This is a genomic window from Devosia sp., from assembly GCF_040509215.1.
In the GTDB taxonomy this organism is placed as follows: Bacteria; Pseudomonadota; Alphaproteobacteria; order Rhizobiales; family Devosiaceae; genus Devosia.
In genome coordinates, this window is record NZ_JBEVLL010000270.1 from 1 (window position 1) to 8,332 (window position 8,332).

The 8,332-nt window shown below is 61.7% G+C and carries 9 protein-coding genes; 1 reads left to right on the top strand and 8 read right to left on the bottom strand.

The window, feature by feature from the left end; translation table 11 throughout:
- From ABW043_RS15395 to rpsL, 3 genes are all read right to left on the bottom strand, one after another.
- Positions 1-222, bottom strand: a 222-nt coding sequence (locus ABW043_RS15395) for a GTP-binding protein (RefSeq protein ID WP_353922082.1), incomplete at its 3' end; no start/stop codon positions are given.
- Between the two features lie 12 nt (positions 223-234).
- Positions 235-705, bottom strand: coding sequence for a 30S ribosomal protein S7 (rpsG, locus tag ABW043_RS15400; protein WP_353922083.1), 471 nt, complete (start codon positions 703-705; stop codon positions 235-237).
- 14 nt (positions 706-719) lie between these two features.
- Positions 720-1,091, bottom strand: coding sequence for a 30S ribosomal protein S12 (gene rpsL, locus ABW043_RS15405; protein WP_035080811.1), 372 nt, complete (start codon positions 1,089-1,091; stop codon positions 720-722).
- Positions 1,092-1,678: 587 nt separating this feature from the next.
- On the opposite strand from rpsL, the gene ABW043_RS15410 reads away from it, so the two are divergent.
- On the top strand, positions 1,679-2,674 hold the full coding sequence (locus ABW043_RS15410) for an NAD(P)-binding domain-containing protein (protein ID WP_353922084.1): 996 nt from the start codon (positions 1,679-1,681) through the stop codon (positions 2,672-2,674).
- Here the strand turns inward: ABW043_RS15410 and ABW043_RS15415 are convergent.
- From ABW043_RS15415 to ABW043_RS15435, 5 genes are all read right to left on the bottom strand, one after another.
- Complete coding sequence (locus ABW043_RS15415) at positions 2,671-3,786, bottom strand: Gfo/Idh/MocA family protein (RefSeq protein WP_353922085.1); 1,116 nt, start codon at positions 3,784-3,786, stop codon at positions 2,671-2,673. The genes ABW043_RS15410 and ABW043_RS15415 overlap by 4 nt on opposite strands.
- A 48-nt stretch (positions 3,787-3,834) precedes the next feature.
- Positions 3,835-4,617: an ATP-binding cassette domain-containing protein gene (locus ABW043_RS15420; RefSeq protein WP_353922086.1), complete on the bottom strand. Its 783-nt coding sequence runs from the start codon at positions 4,615-4,617 to the stop codon at positions 3,835-3,837.
- Positions 4,618-4,620: 3 nt separating this feature from the next.
- Complete coding sequence (locus ABW043_RS15425; protein WP_353922087.1) at positions 4,621-5,745, bottom strand: ABC transporter permease; 1,125 nt, start codon at positions 5,743-5,745, stop codon at positions 4,621-4,623.
- 109 nt (positions 5,746-5,854) lie between these two features.
- The gene (locus ABW043_RS15430; protein ID WP_353922089.1) at positions 5,855-6,796 is read right to left on the bottom strand and encodes a sugar ABC transporter substrate-binding protein; all 942 of its coding nucleotides are present in this window, start codon (positions 6,794-6,796) and stop codon (positions 5,855-5,857) included.
- A gap of 214 nt (positions 6,797-7,010) precedes the next feature.
- A complete protein-coding gene (locus ABW043_RS15435) occupies positions 7,011-8,096 on the bottom strand; it encodes an esterase-like activity of phytase family protein (protein WP_353922088.1) in 1,086 nt (361 codons plus the stop codon).
- Positions 8,097-8,332: the final 236 nt, after the last annotated feature.

The window sequence follows — 8,332 nt, forward strand, 5'->3', positions numbered from 1 at the left end:
GTCCTTCCAGAACGTGGTCGTAGCGGCCGACGTAATGGTGATGCCGCGTTCCTGCTCCTGCTCCATCCAGTCCATGGTCGCAGCGCCGTCGTGGACTTCGCCGATCTTATGGGACTTGCCGGTATAGTACAGGATGCGTTCGGTCGTGGTCGTCTTGCCAGCATCGATGTGAGCCATGATGCCGAAGTTACGATAGAGATTGATCGGGTATTCGCGTGCCATGGGGCGCTCCTACTACCAGCGGTAGTGCGAGAAGGCACGGTTGGCATCAGCCATACGGTGCGTATCTTCGCGCTTCTTGACGGCCTGACCGCGGCCATTCATCGCATCCATGAGTTCGCCCGAGAGGCGTTCACGCATGGTGTTTTCACCGCGCTTGCGAGCGGATTCGATGAGCCAACGGATTGCCAGAGCCTGCTGACGATCAGTACGGACTTCGACCGGAACCTGGTACGTCGCACCACCAACGCGGCGCGAACGGACTTCGACGGCCGGACGAATATTGTCCAGGGCGCCGTGGAACACCGTGATCGGGTCCTGCTTGGTCTTGCTCTCGACGATGTCGAAGGCACCATAGACGATGGATTCGGCAGCAGACTTCTTGCCGTCCTTCATCAAGGAGTTCATGAACTTGCTGACGACCAGATCACCAAACTTGGGATCAGGAATAACGTCACGCTTCTCTGCGCGGTGGCGACGGGACATGACTCAGTATCTCCTTACTTCGGACGCTTCGCGCCGTACTTGGACCGGCGTTGCTTGCGGTCCTTCACGCTCTGCGTATCGAGAACGCCGCGGAGCACGTGGTAGCGAACGCCCGGCAAGTCGCGAACACGACCGCCGCGGATGAGCACAACGGAGTGCTCCTGCAGATTGTGACCTTCGCCCGGGATGTACGAAATCACTTCGCGCTGGTTGGTCAGGCGAACCTTGGCCACCTTACGCAGAGCCGAGTTCGGCTTCTTCGGGGTCGTCGTGTACACACGGGAGCAAACGCCACGCTTCTGCGGGTTTGCTTCCATGGCGGGAACTTTGTTCCGCTTTGGCTTGCTGGCGCGTGGCTTGCGGATCAGCTGATTAATGGTGGGCATTGCGCTCTTTCCATCGTCCAAAAAATTCTAGTTCGGTCTACACACAGCAAACCAAAGTGGCGCTCATCCGAACCCTTCCGGGAGTCGGCGGCGCCCCAATTTGCAGCGGACCATCCCCTGAAAACAGGAGCAGTCATGCGCACAAGGATTTGCTTCGTCTAGTTACCCGACAGTGTGTTTGATTGTCCTGGATTCCCGCGCTAGGTGGCAGGGACCCGGTGTGACAATCACGACCGACCGCTAAGGTAGGCGCTGTTTAGAACCGTTGACTCGCTCCGTCAAGGATTCTTTCGCGAAAATATCCGGGGGAGAGCCATGCATTCCGGGAGGTTCAGCCGGTTTTGAACCCGTTCGCGCAGTGGACGAATTTGACCAAGTCCGTTCGCCATAGGTTAACAGGGTGTTTGCGCGGAAGAGAGTCGAAACGGACATAGCTTGCCGCTTCGATGCGCGACACCTAAATGTGACCGGCCTCGCCGGAGCCAGTCAATTGAACACCACCACCCTGCGCCCTGCCCTCAAACTCGACATCGTCATCATCGGTGCGGGGCAAGAGTTCGGCCTATCACCTCAAAGCCTTGGGGCTCATGCCGCAGCACGACTTCCTGGTGTTGGACCAGGCGCCGCAACCGGGAGGCGCCTGGCAGTATCGCTGGCCTTCCCTCACGCTGAGCACAGTCAATCGCGTGCATGACCTGCCGGGAATGGGCTTTGCCGAGTTTGCGGGAGGCGATGACAGTGTGCAGGCTTCGGTGGCCGTGCCGCATTATTTTGCAGCGTATGAGGAGCATTTCGAGCTTGGCGTCGTGCGACCGGCCCATGTGAGCGTGGTTTGCAATCGCGGGGAGAGATTGCGAGTCGAGAGCGATCGGGGGCTGTTTTCGGCGCGCGGGATCATCAATGCGACCGGAACCTGGGAGAAGCCTTATATTCCGGATTATCCGGGGGCCGAGGGTTTTGGCGGAAGGCAGCTTCATACACGGGACTACAGGACGGCAGATGAGTTTGCTGGGAAGCATGTTCTTGTCGTCGGGGGTGGCATTTCGGCGGTGCAGTTGCTTGGCGAGATTTCCAAGGTGACCCGCACGACCTGGGTGACGCGCACACCGCCGCGTTGGCGGGAAGGGCCGTTCAGGGAAGAAGACGGGCGCGCCGCAGTGGCCTTAGTCGAAGAGCGGGTGCGGGCCGGGTTGCCGCCTCGGGCGGTTGTATCGGTGACTGGGTTGCCGGTGACGCCAGCGATCGAGGCTATGCGCGAGCGCGGGGTGCTCGAGCGGATGCCGATGTTTACGGAGATCACACCGAGCGGCGTGCGTTGGGAGGATGGGACGACGCTCGATGTCGACGTCATTCTCTGGTGCACGGGGTTTCGCAGTGCGCTCGATCACCTGGCACCGTTGCAGTTGCGCGAGGAGAGTGGCGGAATCGTCATGACCGGACGGCTGGCGACGCAAGTGGCGAAAGACCCGCGGGTGCACCTGGTTGGCTATGGGCCTTCGGCGTCGACGATCGGGGCGAACCGGGCCGGCAGTGCGGCGGCCCGGGAATTGACGGAGTATCTGGGGCTTGATCGGAAGAGTTAGGTGAGATCGATCCAGCGTTGCTCTTCGTGGCTTTGAGCCATGGCGTGGACGGTTCGTTCGATCTCAAGCCCGTTGGTGAAGTCGACCACCCTGCCCTTTTCGCCGGAAATGGTCCGCAGCAGTTCGTGGCATTCGATGACCTTGAGGTCGTTGAAGCCGAGGCCGTGGCCGGGCGCCGGGATGAAGCGGTCGTAGGGCTTATGGGCGGGCGCGGCGATGATGGTCTGGTAGCCCTGGGCAGTTGCCGAGCCGGTGGCGCGATAGAGCTGAAGTTCATTCATACGCTCCTGATCGTAGACCAGGCTGCCGGCGGAGCCGAAGATCTGGAGGGCGATGCGGCCCTTGCGGCCCCAGGCGGAGCGGTTGACCGAGAGGACGCCGCTGATGGTGCCGATCTCGAAGAGGACGCTGGCGATGTCGAAGGTTTCGACGGTGCGGCGGCTCCCGCTGGCGCTTGGGCGGTCGGGATAGGGTTTTGACTGGTGCGCGAAGACGCGCGTCGGATTGCCGAACAGCGTCTGGAGCAGGCTCAGCGGATGGACGGCGAAATCGTCGAGGGCGCCGTAGCCGGAGCTAGCTTCGCTCTTCCAGTAGAACTGGGCCTCGGGGTCGGCCATGAAATCCTCGTCCATCTCGACGCGGACGTGGTTCACCGTGCCGATGGCGCCGGAGGCGATGAGTTCGCCGATCTGCCGGACGAGCGGGTTCTGGATATAGTTGTAGCCGAGGATGGCGACCTTGCCGCTTTTGCGAGCGGCCGTTTCCATGCGTTGCGCCTCGGAGAAGCCGACAGCCATGGGTTTTTCGCACCAGACGTGTTTGCCGGCTTCGAGAGCGGCCACGGCCATTTCGGCGTGGAAGGCGTTGGGGGTGGTGATGGACACCACCTGCACTTCGGGATTTGCGATCAATTCCCGCCAGTCGGCCGTTGCGCGTTCGAAGCCGAATTCTTCGGCGCGCTGCCGGGCAAGGTCGATATTGGCTTCGGCGAGGTGGACGAGGCGCGGTCGGGGGCCGGAGCCGAAGACGGGTTTGACCGAGGTCCAGGCCAAGGCGTGGCACTTGCCCATATAGCCAGTGCCGATGAGGCCGACGCCGATGGTATCTGTCATGATGTCCTCAAGATAAAGGCGGGGCGCCCGTAGCGCCCCGGTCGATTGCTAGATGGTGCCGCCGAGGGAGCTGCTGAGTTCGGCCAGTTCGGCGCCGCCGGCCATCATGTCCTGCAATTCCTCGGGTTTGAGTTCGCCCTTGCGGGCGGTGCCGAGCGTTTTGCCGCGATTGAGGACGGTGAAGCGATCGCCCACGGCCATGGCGTGGCGGACATTGTGGGTGATGAAGATGATGCCGACGCCGCTCTTTCGGACACGATCGATGGTGGCGAGGACGTTGGCAGTCTGGCGGACACCGAGGGCGGAGGTTGGCTCGTCGAGGATGAGCACCTTGGCACCAAAGTAGACGGCGCGGGCGATGGCGACGGTCTGGCGTTCGCCACCCGAGAGTGTGCCGACGGCCTGTTCGGGCTCTCGTAGGTTGATGCCCATGCGGCGCATCTCTTCGAGGGTGACGCGATTGGCCTTGTCCATATCGAGGAACTGGAATGGTCCCCAGCCCTTGCGCGGCTCTCGGCCCATCCAGAAGTTTCGCGTGACCGACATGAGCGGGATCATCGCCAGGTCCTGGTAGACTGTGGCGACACCGGCGGTCATCGCGTCGCGCGGATTGGCGAAGTCCATCTTCTGGCCGTTCATGCGGATTTCGCCGGAGGTCGGCTTGTGGACGCCGGCCATGGTCTTGATGAAGGTCGACTTGCCGGCACCATTGTCGCCGAGGAGGCAATGGCATTCGCCGGGCATGACGGAGACCGAGACGCCATTGAGGGCGATGACGGGGCCGAACTGCTTCTTGATGTCGATGAGTTCTATGAGGGGTGTGTCAGCCATGGCTTAGCGCTCCCCTGTGATGAGGCGGCGGATATAGGTATTGAGGATCACCGCGAAGAGAAGAATGACGCCGAGGAAGACGCGGAAGAGCGAGCTTTCGACGCCGGCGAAGAACAGGCCCTGTTGCACGACGCCGAAGATCAGCGCACCGAGGGCGGCGCCGATGACGGAGCCATAACCGCCCGTAAGGAGTGCGCCGCCGATGACCACGGCGATGATGGCTTCGAACTCCTTGAGGAGGCCGCGGTCGGCGGCGGCGGAGCCGAATTCCATCACCTGACAGGTGGCGAAGATCGTCGCGCAGAACGCCGAGAAGACGAACATGGCGATCTTCACGCGATTGACGGGAACGCCGACGTAACGGGCTGCCTTGGCATCGCCGCCGGCGGCATAGATCCAGTTGCCGAAGCGGGTACGCGTCAGCAGGATGTGGGCGAAGATGATGAGCGCCAGCGCCCAGACCATCAACATGGGAATGCCATCGACGACGGGCTGTCCTGCCCGGTTGCCGGCCTGGAAAGTGGCGATGAGGCCGATGTCGGCGAGCCAGGTGAAGAAGAAGCCGAGAATCTTGCCGCCAAAAAGCGGAGCGAGCCAATCGCCTTCTGCCGCTTCGCGGACGCCGCCGATGATGGTCTGGCGGGTGGTGGCGATGGAAAAGTAGATGGTGAGACCGCGCAATATATAGAGCGAGGCCAGGGTGACGATGAAGGATGGCAAGCCGGTCTTGATGACGAGGTAGCCATTGGCCATGCCGATGAGCATGGCGACGATGAAGGCGGCGATGATAGAGGCCCACATGGGCCAACCGAGATGCACGCTGAGCAGTGCGATGACGATGCCGGCAAAACCGATCATCGAGCCGACGGAAAGGTCGAATTCACCCGCGATCATCAAGAGGCAGGCACCGACTGCGATGATGACGAACTGAGCAGAGACGACGCCCCAGTTCATGATGCCATCGGCGGCGAACATGCCGGTGCCGCCCGCGACTATGGCGAAATAGACAAAGACCAGGACGGTTCCGGTCATCGCGCCCAATTCGGGGCGCACGAAGGCTCGGCGCAGGGCCGACTGGCGCTGCATGCGCTCGTCCGCGGCCGCCGCACCCGAAGGCTGGTCAACCATTTTGCTTACCTTTGAAGAAGGGTGCGCCGAGGTCCTGCGGACACTTGGCCAGGGATCGGGCGCAACACTGGCAACCGGGGCCGCCGAAGCGGCCCCGAGCTCTTAGAAATCAGCGGTACTGACCGGCATGTTGCTCGACGAGACCAATATTGTCCTTGGTGATAAAGCCCGGACCGGAATTGATCGAATTGCCGGGCACCACGCCGTAGCGGGCCAGATTGGTCAGGATGACGACCGGCAGGTAGCCCTGCAGGAAGGGCTGCTGGTCGATGGCGAAATTGATGGTGCCATCCTTGATCGCCGTGGCGATCTCGCCCGAGAGATCGAAGGTACCAAAGAAGATCGCGCCCGCCTTGCTGTTGGCGTTGAGCGCAGCAATCGTCGGATGGGCCGAGGTGGGGCCCAGGGTCAGAATGCCGTTGGTATCGGGATTGGTCTGGAGATAGGCGGCGACCTTGGACTGAATTTCGCCGGGGTCCTGGCCGGCGTCGATCATCTGATTGCCGAGCTCGACGCCAAGCGCGTCAGCGAAACCCTGGCAGCGTTCGACCGAGGCGGGATTGGTGATGTAGTGATTGACGCAGAGGAAGCTGGTGACGCCAGCAGCCTTGGCTTTTTCACCGGCACCGAACCCGGCGTCGTATTCAGGCTGACCGACATGGAGCAGCGCGCCAATCTGCTTGGACTGTTCCACCGTGCCCGAATTGATGGTGATGACTGGAATGCCGCGCGCAACGGCGTCGCCGAGCGGGCCGGACAGAACGTCGAAGTCGGCGATGGTCGAGATGATACCATCGGGATTGGACGCGGCCGCTTGCTCAATGATGCGAGCCATATCGGCGAGGTCGCCGGTGGGCGGATTGCGGTATTCAACGGTCACGCCCATCTGTTCGCCAGCCAGGGCGATGGCGTTCTTGATGGTGTTCCACCAGCTATCGGAATCCGGCGCGTGAGACACGAGTACGAAACGCTCGCCCTCGGCAGCAGCCGGGATGGCAACGGCTGGCAATGCAATGGCAGCCAGCGCCAGGGCCGCCAGGCCCTTCGTCAGAATGTTCATCGATTTCCTCCCTTGTGAACCACGATCACAAATGGCTTATACATTCCATTTTGGATCATTCACGAAACAAACATTCCATTTTTACCTGTCACGGTCAAGAGTGGACTTTCGAGCAAGAAGAAAGGGGCCCTAAAGGCCCCTTCCCTAGCTTCATCACTTCGCGAACACTTGGCGCTGAAATCGCTATCTAACTGACAGGCAGCACTTATTCGACGGTAAGCACCACGAACTGGGTGAACTGACCGTTGGCGTTGAAGTTGTTGTCCGAGGCGATGACCAAAGTCTTCTTTCCATCAACCTCCGGGCCGAAGGTCACAGACTCGATATTGTCGATGTCGAGGCCGAAATCGCCTTCGGCGAGAGTGAAGGCCGGTTCCTTGGTCATGGCCACGGCATCCGCGGCGGCCTTTTCCTGGCCGTTGATGTCGGTGGCGCCATCGAGGCTGGCGGTGAAAAAGTTGATCTGGTTACCGACGCCCGAGGCGAAGGAGCGCTCGACGACGAGGAAGCGGCCGTCTCCCAGCATCAGGAATTCGGAGACGCCATTGTCGTTGAAGACGTCGCCAGTGGTCGCGGTGGGCGCGATAGCGATCGGGTTGGTTTCGTAGAGGTATTCGGCAGCCGGCTGGCCCGAGGCGAGGTCGAAGGCGATGACGCGCGAGGGCGAACCGGCTTCGAGAGTTGCCTTGGCGCCATCCTGAGCGAGGGCGTTTTCGGTCGCGGCGTAGAGAGTCTTGCCGTCGGTCGAGAGGGTCAGGGCTTCGAATGCCAGATTGCCGTAGACGCCGGCGGTGCCATCGGCGTTGGGGGCATAGTAGTCCGGCACTGCGAAGGAACGGAGCATGGTGCCGTCGAGACGGGCTTCGTAAATCCCGGGACGGCCGGAGACGTCGCCCTCACTCGACCAGAGAATGGTGCGGGTAGCGGGGTTGAAGCGAATGGATTCGGGGTCGATGCCATTGAAGGGGAAGGCATTGCCTTCGAGGTCGCGCAGGGTCACGCGGCGGATGACGTCGACAGCCGAGAGACCCTTGGCGTCGATCTTGAGGCCGATTTCATAGTAGCGGGCGGGCGCGCGCTGCGAGCGGTCGTCGGAGATGGCGTAGAAAAGGCCCGAGCGAGCGTCGTAATCGAGACCGGAAATGCCGCCGAATTCCTCGCCGGCAATGATGAGGCCGGTGGGCAGCGTGATCGAGCCGAGGAGGTCGACCTTCATGGCCGCGTCCTGCGCGAAGGCGGGCGTGGTGAGCAGAATGGCGAGAGCGGCGAGAGCTTTGGTCTTGAGCAGCATGGAAAACCTCCGTCGGGCGATGGTGGGATTTTCTAGGCCCGGGGCGTGAAGGGGCGATTGCAGGCGGGTGAATGGGGGATGACAGCCCATCGAAGGCCCCCTCACCCGCTTATCGGCTGAACCACCAGGCGTCATCCTCGGGCTTGACCGAGGAGACTTCACTTGCCGATGACGCAACAAGTGCAGAGCCCTCGGGTCAAGCCCGCGGGTGACGGTTTGGGGATGGCGGTCTAAGG

Excerpts from the sequence above, each read along its gene's own strand:
- rpsG (WP_353922083.1), bottom strand. The coding sequence starts at position 705 with ATGTCCCGTCGCCACCGCGCAGAGAAGCGTGACGTTATTCCTGATCCC.
- rpsL (WP_035080811.1), bottom strand. The coding sequence starts at position 1,091 with ATGCCCACCATTAATCAGCTGATCCGCAAGCCACGCGCCAGCAAGCCA.
- ABW043_RS15410 (WP_353922084.1), top strand. The coding sequence starts at position 1,679 with ATGCCGCAGCACGACTTCCTGGTGTTGGACCAGGCGCCGCAACCGGGA.
- ABW043_RS15415 (WP_353922085.1), bottom strand. The coding sequence starts at position 3,786 with ATGACAGATACCATCGGCGTCGGCCTCATCGGCACTGGCTATATGGGC.
- ABW043_RS15420 (WP_353922086.1), bottom strand. The coding sequence starts at position 4,617 with ATGGCTGACACACCCCTCATAGAACTCATCGACATCAAGAAGCAGTTC.
- ABW043_RS15425 (WP_353922087.1), bottom strand. The coding sequence starts at position 5,745 with ATGGTTGACCAGCCTTCGGGTGCGGCGGCCGCGGACGAGCGCATGCAG.
- ABW043_RS15435 (WP_353922088.1), bottom strand. The coding sequence starts at position 8,096 with ATGCTGCTCAAGACCAAAGCTCTCGCCGCTCTCGCCATTCTGCTCACC.